The organism is Rhizobium sp. SJZ105, from assembly GCF_007828365.1.
GTDB lineage: Bacteria > Pseudomonadota > Alphaproteobacteria > Rhizobiales > Rhizobiaceae > Agrobacterium > Agrobacterium tumefaciens.
The window spans coordinates 16,390-36,586 of the sequence record NZ_VIUP01000011.1 but is presented as its reverse complement, the minus strand read 5'-3'; the positions used below and the strand labels follow the sequence as shown (position 1 = coordinate 36,586).

The 20,197-nt window shown below is 58.0% G+C and carries 16 protein-coding genes; 3 read left to right on the top strand and 13 right to left on the bottom strand.

The features are described from left to right. Positions 1 to 34: 34 nt before the first annotated feature. Together FB593_RS23015 and ftsZ are read right to left on the bottom strand one after the other, a co-directional pair. Positions 35 to 733, bottom strand: coding sequence for a GntR family transcriptional regulator (locus tag FB593_RS23015; RefSeq protein WP_145167024.1), 699 nt, complete (start codon positions 731 to 733; stop codon positions 35 to 37). Between the two features lie 202 nt (positions 734 to 935). Then, entirely contained in the window at positions 936 to 1,898 is a 963-nt protein-coding gene (gene ftsZ, locus FB593_RS23010) for a cell division protein FtsZ (protein ID WP_019566702.1), read from the bottom strand. Between the two features lie 378 nt (positions 1,899 to 2,276). Here ftsZ and FB593_RS23005 point away from each other — a divergent pair, with 378 nt between their 5' ends. Further along, positions 2,277 to 2,720: a response regulator gene (locus tag FB593_RS23005; protein WP_004431292.1), complete on the top strand. Its 444-nt coding sequence runs from the start codon at positions 2,277 to 2,279 to the stop codon at positions 2,718 to 2,720. Between the two features lie 442 nt (positions 2,721 to 3,162). On the opposite strand, the gene FB593_RS23000 is transcribed toward FB593_RS23005, so the two are convergent. The 11 genes from FB593_RS23000 to FB593_RS22950 all read right to left on the bottom strand — a co-directional run bounded on the left by FB593_RS23000 (position 3,163) and on the right by FB593_RS22950 (position 18,555). Then, positions 3,163 to 3,309 carry a DUF1127 domain-containing protein gene (locus tag FB593_RS23000; RefSeq protein ID WP_004431290.1) on the bottom strand — a complete coding sequence of 49 codons (147 nt, stop codon included), beginning with the start codon at positions 3,307 to 3,309 and terminating at the stop codon, positions 3,163 to 3,165. A gap of 214 nt (positions 3,310 to 3,523) precedes the next feature. After that, a complete protein-coding gene (locus FB593_RS22995; protein WP_035200405.1) occupies positions 3,524 to 4,126 on the bottom strand; it encodes a hypothetical protein in 603 nt (200 codons plus the stop codon). Positions 4,127 to 4,261: 135 nt separating this feature from the next. Then, the gene (locus FB593_RS22990) at positions 4,262 to 5,380 is read right to left on the bottom strand and encodes an ABC transporter permease (RefSeq protein ID WP_065705613.1); all 1,119 of its coding nucleotides are present in this window, start codon (positions 5,378 to 5,380) and stop codon (positions 4,262 to 4,264) included. Then, positions 5,377 to 8,151 (bottom strand): ribosome-associated ATPase/putative transporter RbbA, encoded by a 2,775-nt coding sequence (gene rbbA / locus FB593_RS22985; RefSeq protein WP_145167023.1) that lies wholly within the window; start codon positions 8,149 to 8,151, stop codon positions 5,377 to 5,379. Before rbbA ends, FB593_RS22990 begins: the two co-directional genes overlap by 4 nt. 11 nt (positions 8,152 to 8,162) lie before the next feature. After that, positions 8,163 to 9,227: an HlyD family secretion protein gene (locus FB593_RS22980; protein ID WP_004431283.1), complete on the bottom strand. Its 1,065-nt coding sequence runs from the start codon at positions 9,225 to 9,227 to the stop codon at positions 8,163 to 8,165. A gap of 361 nt (positions 9,228 to 9,588) precedes the next feature. After that, positions 9,589 to 10,962: an alpha-glucosidase/alpha-galactosidase gene (locus FB593_RS22975; protein WP_035200672.1), complete on the bottom strand. Its 1,374-nt coding sequence runs from the start codon at positions 10,960 to 10,962 to the stop codon at positions 9,589 to 9,591. Between the two features lie 21 nt (positions 10,963 to 10,983). Continuing rightward, entirely contained in the window at positions 10,984 to 12,648 is a 1,665-nt protein-coding gene (locus tag FB593_RS22970; RefSeq protein ID WP_035200401.1) for an ABC transporter ATP-binding protein, read from the bottom strand. A gap of 12 nt (positions 12,649 to 12,660) precedes the next feature. After that, a complete protein-coding gene (locus FB593_RS22965; RefSeq protein ID WP_145167022.1) occupies positions 12,661 to 13,797 on the bottom strand; it encodes an ABC transporter permease in 1,137 nt (378 codons plus the stop codon). A gap of 1 nt (position 13,798) precedes the next feature. Then, a complete protein-coding gene (locus FB593_RS22960) occupies positions 13,799 to 14,806 on the bottom strand; it encodes an ABC transporter permease (RefSeq protein WP_004431273.1) in 1,008 nt (335 codons plus the stop codon). An 87-nt stretch (positions 14,807 to 14,893) separates the two neighbouring features. Beyond that, the gene (locus FB593_RS22955; RefSeq protein WP_065705615.1) at positions 14,894 to 16,981 is read right to left on the bottom strand and encodes an ABC transporter substrate-binding protein; all 2,088 of its coding nucleotides are present in this window, start codon (positions 16,979 to 16,981) and stop codon (positions 14,894 to 14,896) included. Between the two features lie 107 nt (positions 16,982 to 17,088). Then, positions 17,089 to 18,555, bottom strand: coding sequence for an alpha-glucosidase/alpha-galactosidase (locus tag FB593_RS22950; protein ID WP_035200671.1), 1,467 nt, complete (start codon positions 18,553 to 18,555; stop codon positions 17,089 to 17,091). Between the two features lie 197 nt (positions 18,556 to 18,752). Between FB593_RS22950 and FB593_RS22945 the strand changes: the two genes are divergently transcribed. Together FB593_RS22945 and FB593_RS22940 are read left to right on the top strand one after the other, a co-directional pair. Then, positions 18,753 to 19,646 (top strand): AraC family transcriptional regulator, encoded by an 894-nt coding sequence (locus FB593_RS22945; protein WP_013761096.1) that lies wholly within the window; start codon positions 18,753 to 18,755, stop codon positions 19,644 to 19,646. 73 nt (positions 19,647 to 19,719) lie between these two features. Continuing rightward, positions 19,720 to 20,187 carry a hypothetical protein gene (locus FB593_RS22940; RefSeq protein WP_173997785.1) on the top strand — a complete coding sequence of 156 codons (468 nt, stop codon included), beginning with the start codon at positions 19,720 to 19,722 and terminating at the stop codon, positions 20,185 to 20,187. Positions 20,188 to 20,197: the final 10 nt, after the last annotated feature.

Here is a 20,197-nt window from a genome sequence, read left to right as displayed (position 1 = left end):
CTTGTATTTTATTTGTCGACAAGAAATCGACAAGCTACAGATTTATTTCCAGCCGCTCATTGCGCACCAGTAGTTTCTGCACCTGCTGCACGATCTGTTCGGCATGCTCGCGGGCCAGTTTCTCGGACAGAACAGTGTCGCGCGCGGCGATCGCCGCTATGATCGCATCGTGATCGTCGACGAAACGTTTCGGCAGGCGATCATCATAGGACTGGTAATACAGCCGCAAGATGCGCCGTCCCTCATCCAGCAGACGCTTGAACAGACTGGTGAAATAGGGGTTGCGCCCGGCTTCGGCGATGGAAAGGTGCAGGGCCGCATTGGTGGAAATCATCGCCAGCGCGTCTTGCTCTTCCACCGCAATGGCAAATTCCGCATTATGGGCGCGGATGCCGGCCAGATCTTCCGGACGGTGATATTGGGCAGCAAGCTGGGTCGTTACCCGGTACATCAGCACCAGCGCATCGAAATAGGTATGCATATTGAGGAAATCGATGGTCGACACCATGGTCGAACGGTTCGGCAGCGTATCGATCAGCCCCTCGCCCGAGAGCCGCACCAGCGCTTCGCGAATGGGCGTGCGCGACATCTTGAACCGCTCGGCAAGCTGCACCTCATCGATTGGACTACCCGGTGGCAGAACCAGATCGAGAATCTCGTCGCGCAGCAGATCGTAGACCATCTTCACGCCGGAGCCACGCTTACGCTCGGCAGAAGCAATTATATCCGTCATAACCAAATCCCTTTTGTCGACATAAAGAGTACTATTATATTTTTTCCATATCAACGCCGCGTTGCAGCACCTGCCCCTCGAATGGCGGAATAATTGTTCAAAAACAACAAAAAGCCGTCACGAAAATTACCCGCGACGGCTTCAATAATTCAATTTGTGACATCGCTGCTTTTGTACAAAGCACCGCTTCGAGGTAGGGACCTCAGTTACGCAGGCCGGTGGCCACGACGGAAATCTTGAAAGCGCCGTCCAGCGTCGGATCGAAGGACGCGCCCATCACCACATCGGTCTCTTCGCTGACTGCCTCGCGCACAAGCGTCATCGCCTCGTCGATCTCGTAAAGCGTCAGGTCGTTACCGCCGGAAATCGACACAAGTGCGCCGCGTGCCTCCTTCAGCGACGGTTCGCCGAGCAGCGGGTTGGCGATGGCGGCTGCTGCCGCTTCCGAAGCGCGTTTTGGACCCTTGGCCTGCGCCGTGCCCATAAGCGCGCGTCCGCCATTCTTCATGACGTAACGCACATCGGCGAAGTCGAGATTGACCAGGCCTTCGCGCAGGATGAGATCGGTAATGCAGCGCACGCCGAGGGACAGGACCTTGTCCGCCGTCTTCAGGGCACTTTCAAAGGTCGTGCCGGCATCCGCAATACGCAGCAGGTTCTGGTTGGGAATGACGATGACGGTATCGGCGGTATTAAGCAGATTGGCGAAACCATATTCGGCAGCACGCATGCGGCGCGCGCCCTCGAAGCTGAACGGCAGGGTGACGACACCGACGGTCAAGATGTTCTTCGCACGGCACGCTTCCGCGATGACGGGCGCAGCACCGGTGCCGGTACCGCCGCCCATACCGGCGGTGATGAAGCACATGTCGTAACCGTTGAGGTGATCCATGATCTCGTCAAGCGAATCGATTGCCGCCTGCCGGCCAACCTCCGGATCAGCCCCGGCACCCAGCCCGCCTGTAAGTTCGGAGCTGAGTTGCACGAGCCTTGGCGCGTTGGTTTTCTTCAGCGCCTGCGCATCCGTGTTGGCGGCGATGAAATCAACGCCGCCGATGCCCTCGTCGATCATGTTGTTGATCGCGTTTCCGCCGCCGCCACCGACGCCGATAACAGCGATATTGGGCGTATTGCGGGCGATTGGAGCGCGCGGAGACTGGGTCATCGTCTTATTCTCTTTCTAAACTCATAGGGTCTCGCGCCGTTTTTTAACCGCGGCACGCGAATGATCGGCAACGTTCCTGCATGTCCTTCCTGGCGCGTGAAGGACGCTGTAACGCTTTGAATTTGCATGCAAGCCTTTGCCCCGCTTGCGGCTAAAGGCTTGTGCTCCAGGGGCGAAAGATGCGCTACGGCGACTGTCTCCGACCCCTTCCCCGGATGAAAACCAAACCGAATCAACTGCTTCGCTATCTAGAGGTGATAGCCGAAAAGCCGGTCCGTTTACACTGTATTCACCATGTTTATCTCACTTTGGAACGAGTTGCTTCGGCAGGTGTTTGCCTTCCGACCGCGCTAAAGCGCATGGAATGGAGGCAGTCATATGTCCGCATACATCCTGCAAAACGAACCGGGTTTCCGCACGGAACAACCGCGTGTGCTGATCGTGGAGGACGAATTTCTCATCGCGATGGATATCGAAGATTCCATTATGCAGGCGGAAGAGGAAGCTGACGTCATCGGCATCGCCAACCGGCTGGATCAGGCCGTGGCACTCGGCAGCCGCGCAGATATTGCCTTTGTAGACGTCAATCTCGCCGACGGCCAGACCGGCCCGGAGATCGGGAGGCGGCTTTCGCAGGATCACGGCGTCGTGGTGATCTTCATGACGGCAAATCCGGAAGTGGTGGTCAATCTCGGTATCGGCGCAGGCGTTATCGTAAAACCTGTGCCGCAGGACGCCGTGGAACAGTGCCTTTCCTACGCACTTGCCAAGCGCGCGGGCACCCGTGCCGTTACGCCCATCGGCATGATGGCTTTCGACTGAACCATTCTCGTGGAGATAAAAAGCGGGTTGCCTGAAAACGGCGCCCGGCGCTGAAAACAAAAAAGCCTGCCGCGGGAGGAGGTGCGGCAGGCTTCTTGAAAGATTGAACAGCGATATGGGAGGAGGAAACCGCTGTCCCCGGGGCAATCCTTGGGAGGAGGAGTAGGATCACCCGCATTACCGAAAGAATGTGGGAGGAGGTACATCCGTTTCGATGATTTGAAGATATCATTTTTTTCTGCATTTCACAGACACAAGCTTGCACCTCAGACATGCATCAAACGCATGGCGATTTTTCCAACCCGAAACATCAATGCAACAGGCTGATTTTCGCCTTTGCACGGCATGCCCCGTGGGAGACACAAGCGTCGACGGTTCGCCAAAAACAAAAACGCCCGCGAAGCGGGCGTTTAGTCATTCAAAAGCGGCAATAGCTGCCTGATTACTTGCCGACGGCGGCGCGGGCGACGCTGTTGATCTGGCTACGGTCGATACCGAGATCGTGCAGTTCGCGGCTGCTCATGCGGCCCAGTTCGTTGACGGTCTGACGATACTTGCGCCAGTTATTAAAGCTGCGTGCTACGTTCATGACATTACCCTTTCAAGGTGTTGGCGACGTCAGTAACGTTTCGTTCCGGCGTCCTTTGATGTCCCTTATATGCGCCTTGTCGGGACCAAAGAACAGACAGAATAAGGCAGGCCACCCATGCGCTGAGTGCAAGGGTCATCCTCCGAGGGGCGCGGAAAAACAGAAGTATGGCGTAAATTCAGTCATATCGGGGGCCACTACCGACACCACGTCGTCAGAACTTGTAGCGAACGCCAAACACATTGGCATTCGTCGCGCCCTTCATATTGCCCAGCGTCATGCCGCCGCCGGAACGGTGGTGAAGCCGCCAGAAGAACTCCGTCGAGGATTCTTCGCTGAAGGAAACGTTGATTTCCGGGCCGAGGTAAAACAGGACATTGGCGTTGCCGTTGTCCTTGATTTCTTCTTGCCTCTCCCGCCCCGGCTGCGCATCCGAGACGAGGCTCAGACCCGCCGTGAAACTCGGCGAAACGAACAACCGTTCCCCGAGCCTGATCTTGTCATAACGCGCGACAGGCCCTGCCCAGACTTCACCGGTGAACCCCTTGCCAAACCTGACGGCAACGCCGATTTCACCGCCCAGCTTCACATTGCCGATGCGATAGGGATAGAACTGATAACCGCCACCCAGAATGGCATTCTTTTCGTATTCCACGGGAACGAGGGCAGCGCTTTTCAACATGTCTTCTTTCGTTAAAACACCACCGAAACCAAATATCGCTTCACTCGTCTGCGAAGCCATATCCTCCGATGCGAGGGATGGTGTCGTGGCCAGTGCGATCATGGCCGTGAGTGACAGACGTCCTGCGATATTCATTTGCTACTCCTCAACAAAGCCCTCTTTTACCCAACCGTCCTCATAGGCATATTCCCGGAGGGCGAACATACCGTTACCGAACACAATTAATTCAACTCGTTCGCAAATGCTGGAAAACGGGCTAATGTCCGCCGGTCAGCGCAGGAACCGCCGGAAGCGGCGAAGCGCAAAAATGAAGAGTGCAGAGCCTATCGCAAGCAGCGCCAGCAATTGCGGCCAGACCACATCCAGCCCCGCCCCCCTGAAAAGCACCGATTGCGCCAGAATTACGAAATGAGTGTTGGGTGCGAGCAGCATGAGGTACTGGATGATATCCGGCATGCTTTCGCGCGGCGTCATGGCGCCGGACAGCACCTGCAGCGGCAGCAGGAACAAGATCAGCAACATGCCGAATTGCGGCATGGAACCCGCCACTGTTGCCAGGAAAATACCCATCGAGGTCATCGCAAAGAGCTGCAACGCCGTTCCAAGTAGGAAAAGGGAGAGCGAGCCTTCGATGGGAATAGCGAGCAGCCCCTTGACGACAACGAAAAGGGAAAATGCCGAGGCCACCAACACGACAAGGCCCATGGACCAGACCTTGCTGAGCATGATTTCCAGCGGCGTGACCGGCATGACCAGCAGATGCTCGACCGTTCCATGTTCACGCTCGCGAATGAGCGCCGCGCCCGTCAGCACGATCGACAGCATGGTGATGGCGGTGATGATATTGTTGATCGAGCCGAACCAGGATTTGTCCAGTTCAGGGTTGAAACGAGAACGCAGCGTCAGATCGACTGGCACCGTCGTCGCGCCGCGATAGCGGTTGACATATTCCTCAACTTCGCTCGTCACGATGTTCTGCACGTAACCGCCGCCGCTGAAGGCCTGGCTCATGCGAGTGGCATCGATATTGAGCTGGATGGCAGGGTACTGCCCGGCCATTAGCTGACGCTGGAAATCCGGCGGAATGTTGAGCGCAAAGGTGTCGAGCCCTGCATCCATGCGCTTGTCCATTTCAGCAATGGAAATCTGCTTCGGCGGCGCGAAATAGGGCGGATAAAACGCCGTGCTGATGCGACCGGAAAGCGGCGACTGATCCTCATCAACAATGGCGATGGCGGCGTTGTTTAGGGTTTCGGGCAACGCGCTGGAACCGGTGTAGATTTGCAGCGTGAAAGCGTAAACGATCAGCAGCAACAACATGCCATCACGCGCAAGCCCGCGCAGTTCCTTGATGCCGAGCTGGAAGATGTTGGATGAAAACAAACTCATGACGCCTGTTTCCTCAAAAGAGTAGCACCAGCGATGAGCAGCAGCGGAATGGCGATGAGAAGCGGCAGAAAGGAACCCGAAAGACCGTCGAAATCCAGCCCCTTGGAGAAGGTGCCGCGTGAGATCGTCATGAAATAGGTGGCGGGATAGATATTGCCGATAAAGGCCCCCGCCCCCTGCAGCGACGAAACGGGATCGATCATGCCCGAGTATTGTGTGGCCGGAATGAGCGTCAACAGGGCCGTGCCGAAGATCGCCGCGATCTGGCTCTTCATGAAGGAAGACATGACGAGCCCGATGGATGTGGCGATGATGACGAAGAGTAAAGCGCCCGTCGCGTAAGCGAGATAACTCCCGGTAAACGGCACCCGGAAGATGAAGATCGCAAATGCCGTCAAGAGCAGGAAATTGAGCATGCCGAGCGCCACATAAGGAAGCTGTTTGCCGATCAGGAATTCCAGCCGCGTGGTCGGCGTCACGTAAAGATTGACGATCGAGCCAAGTTCTTTTTCCCGAACGACGCTGAGCGCCGCCAGCATAGCGGGAATGAGCATCAGCAGCAGCGGAATGACCGCCGGCACCATGGCGACGAGGCTCTTGACATCGGGGTTGTAACGATAGCGCGTTTCGATGCTGAAGCTGCTTTGCGTCGCTGCATTGCCATAGATTTCGCTCGCCTTGCGCGCCAACCATGTCTGGTGCATGCCCTGCACGTAACCGCGCACGGTTTCTGCCCGTTGCGGCATGGCGCCATCGATCCAAGCGCCGACCTCCACCGTCTTGCCGCGCAGCACATCGCGGCCGAAACCGGGTGGAATTTCAATGGAAAGGCTGAGTTCCCCGTCACGCATGCGCCGGTCCATATCCGCATAGTCGCGGATCGGCATTTTCTCGATGAAGTAACGGGAACCGGCTATATCGAGCACATAATCGCGGCTGATGGTGGAATCGTCGCGGTCCAGTACCGCGAAGGTCAGGTCCTCAACATCGAGATTGATGCCGTATCCGATCACGAACATCAGGATGACGCTGCCAAGAACCGCTAAAGTGCCGCGAATGGGATCGCGTTGCAGTTCCAGCGCCTCGCGGCGCGTATAGCTGAACATGCGCCTGACATCGAAAAACCGTTTGCGGGCTGGTGCAACATGCTGCGTCGGGACCACCTCCGTTGCCGGAGCGGGCGCTATTGAAGGTTCCGCCTTTTTGACACCCGAGGCATCCTCGAGATAGGCGACGAAAGCCTCTTCCAGCGTTGCGGCATTACGGCTTTTGGTGATCGCGTCAGGCGTATCGCTTATCAACACCTTGCCGGCATGCATCAGCGAAATCCGATCGCAACGCTCCGCCTCATTCATGAAATGGGTGGAGATGAAGATGGTGACATTATCGTTGCGGGAGAGATCGGCTAGGATTTGCCAGAACCCGTCCCGCGCCACGGGATCGACGCCTGAGGTCGGCTCATCGAGGATGAGAATGTCAGGAGAATGGATCATCGCCACCGCAAGCGACAGTCTTTGCCGGATGCCGAGCGGTAGGTCGTCCGGCAGCGTGTCCCTGACCGTGCCGAGATCAAAGCGCTCTGCCATCTCGGCGATGCGCGGCTGAATGGTCGCTTCCGGCAGCTTGAACAGCCGCGCGTGAAGATCGAGGTTCTGTCGCACCGTGAGTTCGGAATAGAGCGAAAAGGCCTGGCTCATGTAGCCGACGCGGTGGCGGATCGCCATGTCGCTGGCATCCACCTCGTGGCCGAATAGCTTCGCCTCGCCTTCACTGGCGGCCAGAAGACCGGTCAGCATCTTCATGGTGGTGGATTTCCCGCAGCCGTTCGAGCCGAGAAAACCGAAAATCTCGCCACACGGAATTTTGAAGCTGACATTGTCGACGGCGGCAAAATCACCGAAACGCATGCTCAGATGCGAGGCCTCAATGGCATAATCGCCCTCGCCGGTCACCGTGCGCGGCGCGATATTCACCTCGTGGTAACCCTTACGCTTTTCTTCCGGAAGAAGCGCGATGAAGGCTGCATCGAGATTGGCGGCGGAGGTGCGGTAGAGCAACTCGGTGGGCGAGCCGGTGGCAAGAATTTTGCCGCCATCCATGGCGACCAGCCAGTCGAAACCGGCGGCCTCTTCCATATAGGCCGTAGCGACAATCACGCTCATACCCGGACGACCGGCGCGGATGGAATCGATCAGCTCCCAGAATTGCCGGCGCGACAGCGGATCGACACCCGTCGTCGGCTCATCGAGAATGAGCAGGTCAGGATCGTGGATCAGCGCACAGCAGAGCCCGAGCTTCTGCTTCATGCCGCCGGAAAGCTTCATTGCCGGCCGGTCGGCAAAAGGTTCAAGGCCGGTGCTCTTCAGCAACTCGGCAATGCGTGCCTTTCTCTCCCTGCCGTCCTGCCCGAACAGCCTGCCAAAAAAGTCGATATTTTCGAAGACCGAGAGGGTTGGATAGAGGTTCTTGCCGAGGCCCTGCGGCATATAGGCGATGCGCGGGCAAGTATCCTCGCGGTGGCGCGGATCGGACATATCGCCGCCGAGGACCTCCACCTTGCCTTTCTGTATGGCCCGGGCGCCGGAAACCAGAGAGAGGAGGCTGGACTTGCCGACACCGTCAGGCCCGATAAGGCCGATCATCCGTCCGGCGGGAATTTCGACCGATATATCGGCAAGCGCAACCGTGCTGCCAAACGCCAGCCGTACATCCGTCAACCGCGCGACTGGCGCGCCGGGATTTTTAGTATTCGTCGCGGAGGGTGTGACCATCGCGGCCACTCTCACTTCACAAGATTGCGTTCGAGATTCTCCGGCCAGACGGCCTGCGGATCAAGCCGGACATAGGCCATGCCGGGAAGACCGGTTTTGACATACTGAATATATTTCTGCAGCAGCTCCTGCGGAATTTGCGCCCGCACCCGGAAGGTAAGCTTCTGGCGCTCCTCCTCGGTTTCCACCGTCTTTGGCGTGAATTGCGCCACATCGGCGACGAAGGAAACCTTGGCGGGAATGGTATATTGCGGCGCTGCGTCCAGTATCAGGCGCACATCCGAGCCCATGGATGTACGGCCAGCCTCAGCCGTGGGCAGGAAGAACGTCATGTAGACGTCACCGAGATCGACGAGGTTGAGAACCCGCCCGCCGGCGGAAAGCACCTCGCCGGGCTGGGCGATGCGATATTGCACACGGCCGTCGCGGGGTGATTTCAGCGTCGCATCGGCTATGTCTGTCTCGATGCTCTCAATATCGGCCTGCGCGGCATCGACAGCCGCTTCCGCATCGACGATCTGTGCCTTGGCGGCGTTGATTGCCGCATCAGAGGCGGCAAGCGAGGCCTGCGCCGAGGCAAGAGTGGCGCGGGCGGACTGTTCTGCCGCCTCACTGTCATCGACGATCTGCTGCGACACGGCATTGCCGGTCAACAGCTGTCTTGAGCGCGCATAGGTCTTGGACGCCGAATCAAGCTGGGCCTTGCGCTGTTCCACCACCGCAAGCGCCGAGGTCTTTTCCGCCTCCCGCTGGGCAACGAGGCTATGGGCGGTATCGATTGCGATCTTTGCGCGACGAAGCTGCGCTTCCGCCTGACGCTTTTTGGCCTCCAGCTGGGCAGTATCCATCTGGGCAAGCACCTGCCCTGCCTTCACGAAATCGCCTTCGCGCGCCATGATGTCCTGAAGACGGCCGGCGGTTTTGGTGGAAATATCGATCTCGACCGCCTCGATCCGGCCGTTACTGGAAACGAAACCGGAGGGCAGACCCTCTGCCGTCAACTTCGACCAGGCGAAATAGGCAGCAACGGCAATAACCCCAACCGCCAGACCAATGAGCAAGCCTTTTTTAGACATCCGTCTTCCCCATGAACCCTTCGAGTTTCAACCGTAATACGATAAAACCGAAGAAGCCATCCACCTTTACGTTCATAAATCCCACCTGATATTTCCCATATTGGAGCGAGAAGACAGGTTGCTAGGGACTGTTTAGGTGAGGGAGCGCTTCGAGGCTTTGACACACGTCAAGTGGATGAAGGACTAAAACCCACTTCGTCATGTTCGGCCCTGTCCCGAGCATCTGCTAGCTATCATTTTCTGCTAGGTGGTTGGTTCCTCGGGACGAGCCCGAGGATGACGTTAAATCTATAGCGGAATGACAACCGGCGAACGCCACGCAAGGTGCGCCAGCCTGCCGTCAACGCAGCCGTTGCGTTCCTTACACCGCCCGCGCCCGCTTCATCTCCACCTGCGTCCATTCCGGCAACCAGTCCCGGTGCGCGACAAGAAGATCGTCCACCAGCGACCAGATCTGGTCGAGATCGAGTTCCGCTGCCGTATGCGGGTCCATCATCGCCGCGTGGAAGATATGCTCACGGTTTTCGCTCATCAGCGCCCGCACCGTCAGCTCCTGCACGTTGATGTTTGTGCGCATCAGCGCGGTCAGCTGCGGCGGCAATTCCCCGATGAAAGTTGGTTGCACGCCGTTATGATCGACAAGGCAGGGCACTTCCGCCGCGCAATCTGATGGCAGCGAGGTGATGCAGCCATTGTTGCGCTGGTTGCCGTAGATGACAGACGGTTCGCCGGTCCAGACCGAGTTGATGATGGAGGAGGCATATTCCTTGGATTGCTTGACCTCGATCTTTTCGGCTGAGCGATAGGCCGCCGCCTGCCCCTTCCAGCGCTCGATCTGCTCGATGCAGCGCTTGGGATATTCATCGAGCGGAATACCGAATTTCTCGATCAGGTCCTCGCGCCCCTCCTTGATGAAATAGGGTGTGTATTCGGCGAAATGCTCGGAACTTTCGGTAACGAAGTAGCCGAGACGCGTCAGCATCTCGTACCGCACCTTGTTGGGGCAGCGCGGGTTCCAGCCGGGCTTCGGCGCACGGCCTTCGCGATAGCCTCGTACGAGATCGGGATAGAGGTTCTTGTAGCTGCCATCAGGCTGGCGGTGCTCGAATTCCAGGAAAAACGCCATGTGGTTGATGCCGGCCGAACGATAGCGGATTTCCTCGTAGGGAATATCGAGGTCATGGGCGAGTTCCATGGCCGTGCCCTGCACCGAATGGCAAAGGCCGACCTGCCGGATTGTCGGGTATTTCTCCGCAATCGCCCAGGTGTTGATCGCCATCGGGTTGACATATTGCAGCATGATCGCATTGGGGCAGACGGCGAGCATATCCTCGCAAATCTTCCACAGATGCGGCACGGTGCGCAGGCCCCGCATGATGCCGCCGACACCAAGCGTATCGGCAATGGTCTGGCGCAGGCCATATTTACGCGGCACCTCGAAATCGGTGACTGTGCAGGGCTCGTATCCGCCGATCTGGAAGGCGACGACGACGAAATCGGCACCGGCGAGCGCCTTTTTCTGGTCTGTAAAAGTCTCGGCTTTCGCCTTTGCCCCGAGCGTCGAAATCAGCTTGTTGACGACGATGGCGCTTTCTTCCAGCCTTTCGCGGTTGATGTCCATCAGCGCGATCGTTGCGCCGGAAAGGGCCGGACGTTGCAGCACGTCGCCGATGATGTTCTTCATGAACACCGTGGAACCTGCGCCGATAAATGTGATCTTGGGATCTCGTGCCATATTTGCCTCCGGCATCTTGAACTATGCGATTTCAAAGGCGGCCCGGACGAGCCGCTGGGTGTATTCGGTTTTCGGGCGGTTCAGCACCTCCTCGACGGGGCCTTCCTCCACGATCCTGCCGCGCTGCATGACGATGACGCGGTGGCAGAGAGCCCGAACGACCTTCAGGTCGTGCGAGATGAACAGGTAGCTCAAGCCCCGCTCGTCCTGCAGCTTGCGCAGCAGGTCTATGATCTGCGCCTGAACGGAAAGGTCGAGCGCCGAGGTCGGCTCATCGAGCAGGATGAATTCCGGCTCCAGCGCGACTGCACGCGCGATGGCGATGCGCTGGCGCTGGCCGCCTGAGAACTCGTGCGGGAAACGCGAGAGGATGTTGCCGGGCATGCCTGCCGCTTCCAGCGCGTCGCGCACCCGCTCCAGCCTTTCGGCCTTGGTTTTACCAAGCCCGTTGATAACCAGCCCTTCCTCGATGATCTGGCCGATGGTCATGCGTGGATTGAGCGAGGCGAAAGGGTCCTGAAAGACGACCTGCATGCGAGAGCGCAGAGGCCGCATTTGAGACCGGGAGCGGCCGTCGACCCTCTCGCCATCGAAAATCACCTCTCCGGCCACCGGCTCGTTCAGCCGCAACAGGGATTGGCCAAAGGTCGTTTTGCCAGACCCGGATTCGCCGACAATTCCCAGCGTTTCATGGCGCTTGAGGGTAAGACCAAGATCGTCGACGGCAACAAGTTCCTTCAATTCCGGCTTGAACAGGCCACCGTAGCGCATCATGAACGACACCCGCACGCCATTCGCCGTCAGCAGCACACCGGAATTTTCCGGCAATGGTTTGGCGGTGCCATGCGGCTCGGAAGCAAGCAGCTTTCGGGTATAGGGGTGGTTCGGCGCTGCAAACAGCCGCTCAGTGGTGTTGTGCTCACGCATCTCGCCATGCTGCATGACGTAGACGTAATCGGAAAACTGCTTCACGATCGTCAGGTCATGGGTGATGAGCACCACGGCCATGCCGCGCTTCTTCTGCAGATCGCGTATGAGGTTGAGGATCTGCGCCTGTACTGTCACATCCAGTGCTGTGGTGGGTTCGTCGGCGATCAGCACATCCGGATCGTTGGAGAGCGCCATGGCGATCATGACACGCTGCCGTTGACCGCCTGAAAGCTGGTGCGGATATTGCTTCAGCCGCGCCTCGGGTTCCGGAATCTGCACCTGCCGCAAAAGATCGAGCGCCCTCGCTTCGGCCTGCTTCCTGCTCAGCTTCGAGTGGACGCGGATCGCCTCGACGATCTGACTGCCGATCGTATAGATCGGGTTCAGCGAACTCATCGGCTCCTGAAAGATCATCGAGATACGGTTGCCGCGCAACGCCCGCCGCTGGCGGCTTGAAAATTTCAGGATGTCGTCGCCGTTGAAGCGCACGGTCGCGGTTTTCGAAACCGAGGCCCGCTTCGTCAAAAGCCCCATGATGGTGCGGGCGGTCACCGATTTTCCCGAACCGGATTCGCCAACGATGGCGATCGTCTCCCCCCGGTAAAGCTGGAAGGAAATGTCCTTCACTGCCTCCACCGTGCCGTGCTCAACCTTGAAAGTCACGGCAATATTGCGTGCATCGATGATGGCCTGGTCGTTTCGATTATCAGCATCGAAGCGGATGGCAGGGGCGTAGGTGTTCTGTGCAGCAACCATGTTACGCTCCTCTCAATAGGGATCGACAGCATCGCGAAGGCCATCGCCCAGCGCGTTGAAGGCAAAAACGGTGACCAGCACAAAGCCGACCGGCGCAAGGATCCATGGATAGGAACCAATGACTGAATAGGTGGCCGTATCCTGAAGCATCAGCCCCCAGGAGATCAGCGGCGGCTTGACCGCGAAACCGAGAAAGCCAAGGAAGGATTCGAGCAGCACGACGCTTGGAATATGCAGCGTGACGGCAACGATCACATGGCTCATCACATTCGGCAGGATGTGCTGGAAAATAATGCGCCGGTCGGTGGCGCCGACGGCAATCGCGGCGCGGACATAATCGATACGCGCCAGCGCCAGCGTCTTGCCGCGCACTTCGCGAGACATCTGCGCCCAGCCGAGCGCCGACATGACGCCGACCACGAAGAGGAGGAAAACAGTCGTCGGGGCGGTCACCGGAATGAGCGACGTCAAGGCGAGATAGAGCGGCAATTGTGGAAAGGCCAGAACCACTTCCACGAAACGCTGCACCCAGGCATCCAGCGGCCCGCCGAAATATCCTGAGATCAACCCGACGCTGGTGCCGATGACGGTAACGATGGTGACGACACTGAGCGCGATGGCAAGCGAGATGCGCGATCCATAAATGGCGCGTGACAGCACATCGCGTCCGAACTTGTCGGTTCCGAGAAAATGCACCGGCTGCCCGTCCGTGGTGCCGAAGAAGTGCCGGTTTGCCGGGATGAGGCCGAACAGCCGATATTCCGCGCCTTTCACGAAAAAGCCGAGATAAAGCGGATTGTCGTAATCCGGGCCGACGATAGGCTGGAAGGTCACCGGATCGAGCTCGTCCGTTTCAGCGGTAGCATAGACCCGAGGGAACAGGCTGATATTGCCGTCCTTGTCGGAGAACCGCACCACCTTCGGCGGGGAGAAACTGTCATTGGTTTCGAGCGGGTTCATCGGCGCGAAGAAATCGGCGAAGACTGAGATCGTGATCAACAGCACCACCAGCACCAGCCCCACCACGCCGGTGAAAGAGCGTCTGAGGCGCCGCCACACCAGAGCGAGATAGGTCTCGTTACCCTGAACACCTCGCTCGGGCTTCGGTGCGGCAGCCGATTCATTCTTGAGTTCGTCAACGGCCACCATCTCAAGCCCTCCCGAATTCGCGCACACGCGGGTCGAGCATGGCGAGCAGCATGTCGGCGATGATGTTGCCGATGATGAGCGTGGCGGCCAGCACCATCATGAAGGTTGCGGTGACATAGACATCGCCGACCGCCATGGACCCGACGATGGCGGGACCGACGGTCGGCAGCGCAAAGATGATCGCAGTTTCGATTTCGCCGCTCAGCATATAGGGCAGCACGACGCCCTGATACATAATGAGCGGATGCACGGCGTTCGGCACGGCGTGGCGCATGATGACCGCGCCTTCCGAAAGGCCCTTGGCGCGCGCCGTCTCCACATATTGGGCGTTCAGCGTATCCAGCAGATTGCCGCGCATCACCCGCATATTATACGCAAGTCCACCGAAAACGGCGATGGCAACCACCGGCCAGACATGGCTGACGAGATCGACGAACTTCCCCCATGACCATGGCGCACCGCCATATTGCGGCGAAAAGAAGCTGCCGATTTCCGACACGTCGAAATGAAACACCATCAGGTAGACGAGGATCAGCGCCATCAGGAAGCGCGGAATGGTCATGCCGAGGAAGGCGACGGTCGAAAGCAGATTATCGATCCAGGAATATTGTCTGGTGGCAGCCCAGATGCCGAAACCGATGCCGAGAAGCGATGAAAGAATGTGGCAGACAAGGGCGAGTGCGATGGTGCGCGGCAGGCGTTCGCCGACCACATCGGCAACCGGCTTGTTGTAATAGAAGCTGTAGCCGAAATCGCCGCGTGTGATGATACCCCCGATCCAGTTGAAATATTGCACGACGATCGGCTTATCGAGACCGTGTTCGATGCGGTAGGCCTGCGCCTGCGCTTCCGCCTGTTCGAAGGACGCACCGCCCTGGTTCATCAATTGCGAGCGGATGTAGTCAGCATAGTCGCCAGGTGGCGCCTGAATGATGGCGAATGTCACCACGCTCAGGATAAGCAGCACCGGAATGGCGGAGCCTATGCGTATTGTCAGGAATCTCAGCATCGAACGGGTATCCTCCGCTTGGCTAGTCCGTGTGTCTCCGGCCGCGCTTCACGCGCGACCGGTACCGGGTTTTCTCCGGGAGGAGTTCTAGTTGATCGGGCCGCCCTCACCCGGCTTGCCGGGAAGCTGCTCGGGGAAAAGCTCGTATTTGCCCTGCTTGTCGGCCGCGACCCAAAGGCGTTCGCGGATGATGGCGTCTTCAGCCCAGTTGAACATGAAGATCGGCGTGCCCTGCGGCACATTCGAGAACCGCTTGTTGACGATAAGCGCGCCGGGATATTCGGTAAGCCCGATCGTGTAGAGGTTCTGCGTGTAGACCTTCTGATATTGCTTCATCAGTTCCGCCCGCTCGGCATTGTCCTGCGAGGAGATGAATTTGCGCACGATATCGGCCATCTCCTTTTCGAACGGCATCAGATCCAGTTCCTTGCCTTCAGGTGCGCGATGGTTCCAGCTGGTGCGCGGGCCAACGGGTGCCAACTGCTCGGTATTCTGCACCACGGACGAAAGCTCGGTGGAGTTGCGGCGCACCAGCCAGTCGAACTGACCGCCATAATGGGCCGCATCGCGCTGGTTGGAATCAAGGCTGTTGATGACGAGGCGAAGGCCAAGTTTCGCCATTTGCCCGACAAGGCCTTCCGCAATGCTCTTGTCCGTCGTGTAGCCGTTATTGACCAGAAGAATGATCTCGACGTTTCGTCCGCCCAGTGTCTCCTTCGGGAAGTTCAAGAAGCCGTCGCCATCGGTGTCCTTCAGGCCGATTGATGCAAGGGCGGCTTTCGCTTCCTTAAGGTTGAAGGGGTAATAGACCGTGGAATTGCGATCGTAAAAACCGGTGCCCGAGGAAATGCCACCCGGATAGATCGCCGTGAACGGGCCCTTGACGAGCGAGTCGCCGATTGCCTTGCGGTCGAGGGCCGAGGTCACCGCCTGACGGAACACCTCGTTGCGGTTCAGCTCGCGAATGGCCTGCCCGCGCTCGTCCGGATTGCCCCAGCCATTGGCGGAAAAGTTCATCTGCAGGTTATAGCCGATCAGGCGTGGCCCGAAGGCAAGGCGAGCCGGCGCATTCGGGTCAGCTGCGCGTTTCAGCGAAGCGACGAAATTCTCCGGCTGCTCGAGATTGGAGAAATCCCCCGATCCCGCCACAGCCTGCACATCGCGATCGGCCCAAGTGGAGAGCTTGTAATGAAGCTCGTTGAGATAAGGCAACTGCTGGCCCTTCTCGTCGACCTTCCAGTAGTATGGATTGCGCCTGAGCACGATGATGTCGTCGGGGCGATATTCCACCGGCACCCAACCACCCATGACAGGCATGTTCATATATTCCGGCGGAAAGGCGTTCTTGAACTGGTTATAAGTGTTCTTGGAATATTTCGGGTGCTGTGGTCTCAGAATATGCGCCGGTCCGGGGCAGAAGCTCGGATAAGCCATGGTATAGAGATATTGCTTCGGGAAAGCGGTCTTGAAAGTCCACTCCACCGTATAGTCATCGATCTTTTTGAGCGTGGTGCCTTCGCCGAAGGCTTCAGGCGAAGCGCCGCCGCCGAGCGGCGACACGTTGGGATCGAGAACCGCGTCTTCCCAGTAGAACATGACGTCATCGGCGTTGAACGGCACACCGTCAGACCATTTGGCACCCTTGACCAGATGCATCGTCAGCTTGTGGCCATCCTGCGACCATTCCCAGCCTTTGGCGAGATTGGGCAGCGGTTCGGTGTCCTTGGCATTCACCTGAAACAGCGGCGCTGTGCGCGTCAGGCATTCGGAAAGCGCAATATCGATGCCGCCCCAGCCCTGGCTCTGGCCGGCAATGTAGTTCCAGCCTTCGGGCCGTCCGCCGATCACATGACGCATCGTATCGCCATAAACGCCGATGCCATCCACCATGTTGCCGGTCTTGTAGACCAGCGGCTCCTCAGGCAAGCGTTCCTTCAAGGGCGGCAGTTTGCCTGTCTTCTCGAATTTTTCGGTGATCCAGTCCGGCTCGCTGTAGCTCGGCAGGGCCTTGAATTCGAGGATCGAGTCGCGCGCTACATAATTGATCTTGCCTTCCGCCGGAAACTGCGGCGGCTCCGGCGGCGTGGTGGTTTCGAAGGCGTTCGCACTGAGTGCGATCATCGAAACACCAAGACCCAATGCCGAGATGATACCGATCTTGCGTTGAAGTTGCATCGTCATTCCTCCCAAATGGCAGCTCTTCGACCGCCCACCGTCTGTCATCACCAAGACCGAAGCGGCGAACTCCCTTTCGCCGCCGGCCTGTTCCCATGCTTTTTCATTTATACGGCCTTCTTCAGAGCCGATTTCTCAGCCCGCAATTCCTCGATGGAACGCACATTGCGGCGTGCAGCCCCCGCCCAGTCACGGGTCTTGACCGTCGATTTCGAAAGGCGCTCCTTGGCATCAGGCACGGCATCCGCATATTGCGGCAACCAGCGCGCCTGCGCGACGACCATCTCGTCCACCATCTGCCAGACCTCCTCCGGCGTGGCGACGGCACCGACCAGCGGATCGTGCAGCACGGCAAGCCTCAGAAGATCGATATCGCCGCTGACCGCCGCATGTACCGACATGCGCTGCACGTTGATAGACGCCATGCAGGTCGCTGCGCAGGCTTCCGGCAGCGTGATACCCGAGACCATGTTGATGCCGAAACGATCCACGAAACCGGGCGACTCAATGATCGCATCAGAAGGAAGGTTGGTTATGACGCCATTGTTCTTGACGTTGAAGTGGCCGCGATAGACACGCCCGGTTTCAAGCGCTTCCAGAATGTGGCTCGCATGTTCGTTGGAGCGCTTCTCCGGTTCGATGGGCTTGGCGGCTGACGCCAGGAACTGCGGGAATTCCGTTTCGAACCAGTTCCGCGTCTCGGTGGAGTGGCGCAGATAACCGCCGGTTTCGCCGTGAATCCAGTCCGACATATCGATCCAGCGGGCGATTTCATCCGGGCGCTTGCGGTACCACGGCAGATATTCGGACAGATGGCCGTTGCTCTCCGTCGAATAGACACCGAAGCGCTTAAGCACGTCGATGCGCAGCTTTTCCTGCTGTGAGAAAACCGGATGCGCCTCGAAAGCGGCGACCAGCTCTTCTTTGCCGATCTTGCGGCCATTCAGCCTTAGATCGATGAACCATGTCTGGTGGTTGATGCCCGAGCAGATGTAATCAAGTTCGGACGGGGATTTTGCGCCGAGAATTTCAGCGATCTGCTCCGCGCCGTGCTGCACACCGTGGCAAAGACCAACCGTATCCACCTTGCCATATTCGATGGCTGCCCATGTATTCATGGCCATGGGGTTGGCGTAATTCAGGAACTTGGCACCGGGTGCGGCGACCTCGCGGATATCCTTGCAGAAATCCAGAATGACCGGAATGTTACGCTGGCCATAGAGAATGCCGCCGGCGCAGATGGTGTCACCGACGCACTGGTCGATCCCGTATTTCAGCGGAATACGGATGTCGTCCGCATAGGCTTCCAGACCGCCGACCCGCACACAGCTTATGATGTATTTCGCACCCTCAAGCGCGAGACGGCGGTCGGTATGCGCTGTCACTTTCACCGGAAAACCGTTGGCCTCCACGACCTTGTCGAGGATCGCCCTGATCATATCCAGATTGTGCTGGCTGATATCCGTCAGCGCGACCTCGATGTCGCGAAACTCCGGCACGCACAAAAGATCGGTGAACAGTTTTTTCGTGAATCCGACGCTTCCGGCGCCGATTATAGCGATTTTGAAACTCATAACGCCACCTCTGTTGCAAATCGAACGGGTGAAACGGGCCAAACGATCATAATAAGGCGATGCGAGAATATACCTGTAAGAACCCCGGAAAACCGGCACTCCTGAAAAATTCTCCGCAACAATATCGCGCTGGCTGTCTCCTCGGTTCGGGATTATGCGTATAATGACGAGCGGAACCAGAGAAGGATTATGCTTTCATGGGTAATTTTGTGCTGCGCGATTTGATCGATCAGGGGCCGGGGATGCGGACCGTCTCGCTGCCCCGCGGCCGCCAGACCCTGCACACAATGCCCACCAGCAGCGGCTATGAAATCCGCAGCAGTGGCAATTATGACTGGGACGGACGAAAGCGCGGACAGACACCATTCACTGTGCTGCAATATTGCATTGGCGGACAGGGAAACCTTCGTTACGAGAACCGTCATTACGTGGTGAAGCCGGGCGAAACCCTCCTGTTGCTCATCCCGCACAATCATCGCTACTGGCTGGAAGCGGGAAAGCAATGGGAGTTCTTCTGGATCTCCATGAATGGCGAAGAGGCCTTGCGCATTCACCGCAATATTCTTGCCGTCACTGGGCCGATCCTCAAGCTGCAACAGGAAACCGTCGATCATCTCGCCCATTGTTGCTCGCGCCTCGTCAACGGCGCGGAAACACCAGGGGCGGCCTCCGCCGTCGCCTATGAGGCGGCGATGACGCTTTATGACGACGTGTTCGGCTCGCATCCCTCCTTTGGCGGTGAATATCGCACCATGCAGCAGGTGCTGAGCTATATAGACGGGCATCTCGGAGAGCGTCTTTCCGTCAGCGATCTTGCCGCCGTCGCCGGCCTCAGCCGTGCGCATTTTTCCCGCATCTTCACGGCAAGCGAAGGCCTGCCACCGGCCGAATTTGTATTGCAGCGACGGTTGAGGCGGGCAGCCAAGCTTCTCACCACAGCCGAAAACATCCCCATCAAGGAGGTATCCGTGCTATGCGGCTTCGAAGACCCGAACTATTTCTCGAAGGTCTTCCGCAGGCTATATGGCATCAATCCAAGCGAATTCCGCACCACCGGCATGTATGCGAGCGTTCAGCAGAGCAGATCGTAAAAAACAACTTCGTTTTGCCACGTTTCAGGCGATTAAGAATTGGCCATACAGCCCCTTTTGGAGACCGAATGAGGTGAACAACAAAATCAGGAAGATCCTCATCTTTCCGCTTCGGGCAATCATCGTGTTTGCCCTGATCCTCGACGGCATTTTTCGCCCGCTCTATCGGCCGATCATCAAGGCGATATCCAGACTGACATTCATCAGGAAACTTGAAAGCCGGATTGGCGGATTACCGCGTCTTGCCATTCTTCTTTTGTTGGCGGTGCCATTTGCCATCGCCGAACCGATGAAAATCATCGGCCTGCTCCTCATCGCGCACGGCACCGTCAAAATGGGAATTGCGCTGACGATCCTCGCTCACCTCGCCACATTCCTGATTGTCGAGCGCATTTACCACGCCGGTCGGGAGAAGCTCCTCACCTACGCCTGGTTCGCATGGATCATGAGATATGTGCGCTTTGCCCGTTCGCTTTACGATCGCTTCAAGCGCGCGACACTGGGCTGGATCCGGCTGAGCGTTCTGGCGCGTCAAAGATAAAAGCGGCACT

Coding starts and splice junctions, on each gene's coding strand:
- FB593_RS22945 (WP_013761096.1), top strand. CDS start 18,753: ATGGGTAATTTTGTGCTGCGCGATTTGATCGATCAGGGGCCGGGGATG.
- ftsZ (WP_019566702.1), bottom strand. CDS start 1,898: ATGACCCAGTCTCCGCGCGCTCCAATCGCCCGCAATACGCCCAATATC.
- FB593_RS22950 (WP_035200671.1), bottom strand. CDS start 18,555: ATGAGTTTCAAAATCGCTATAATCGGCGCCGGAAGCGTCGGATTCACG.
- FB593_RS22990 (WP_065705613.1), bottom strand. CDS start 5,380: ATGAGTTTGTTTTCATCCAACATCTTCCAGCTCGGCATCAAGGAACTG.
- FB593_RS22955 (WP_065705615.1), bottom strand. CDS start 16,981: ATGCAACTTCAACGCAAGATCGGTATCATCTCGGCATTGGGTCTTGGT.
- FB593_RS22995 (WP_035200405.1), bottom strand. CDS start 4,126: ATGAATATCGCAGGACGTCTGTCACTCACGGCCATGATCGCACTGGCC.
- rbbA (WP_145167023.1), bottom strand. CDS start 8,151: ATGGTCACACCCTCCGCGACGAATACTAAAAATCCCGGCGCGCCAGTC.
- FB593_RS22980 (WP_004431283.1), bottom strand. CDS start 9,227: ATGTCTAAAAAAGGCTTGCTCATTGGTCTGGCGGTTGGGGTTATTGCC.
- FB593_RS23015 (WP_145167024.1), bottom strand. CDS start 733: ATGACGGATATAATTGCTTCTGCCGAGCGTAAGCGTGGCTCCGGCGTG.
- FB593_RS22965 (WP_145167022.1), bottom strand. CDS start 13,797: ATGGTGGCCGTTGACGAACTCAAGAATGAATCGGCTGCCGCACCGAAG.
- FB593_RS22970 (WP_035200401.1), bottom strand. CDS start 12,648: ATGGTTGCTGCACAGAACACCTACGCCCCTGCCATCCGCTTCGATGCT.
- FB593_RS23005 (WP_004431292.1), top strand. CDS start 2,277: ATGTCCGCATACATCCTGCAAAACGAACCGGGTTTCCGCACGGAACAA.
- FB593_RS22960 (WP_004431273.1), bottom strand. CDS start 14,806: ATGCTGAGATTCCTGACAATACGCATAGGCTCCGCCATTCCGGTGCTG.
- FB593_RS23000 (WP_004431290.1), bottom strand. CDS start 3,309: ATGAACGTAGCACGCAGCTTTAATAACTGGCGCAAGTATCGTCAGACC.
- FB593_RS22975 (WP_035200672.1), bottom strand. CDS start 10,962: ATGGCACGAGATCCCAAGATCACATTTATCGGCGCAGGTTCCACGGTG.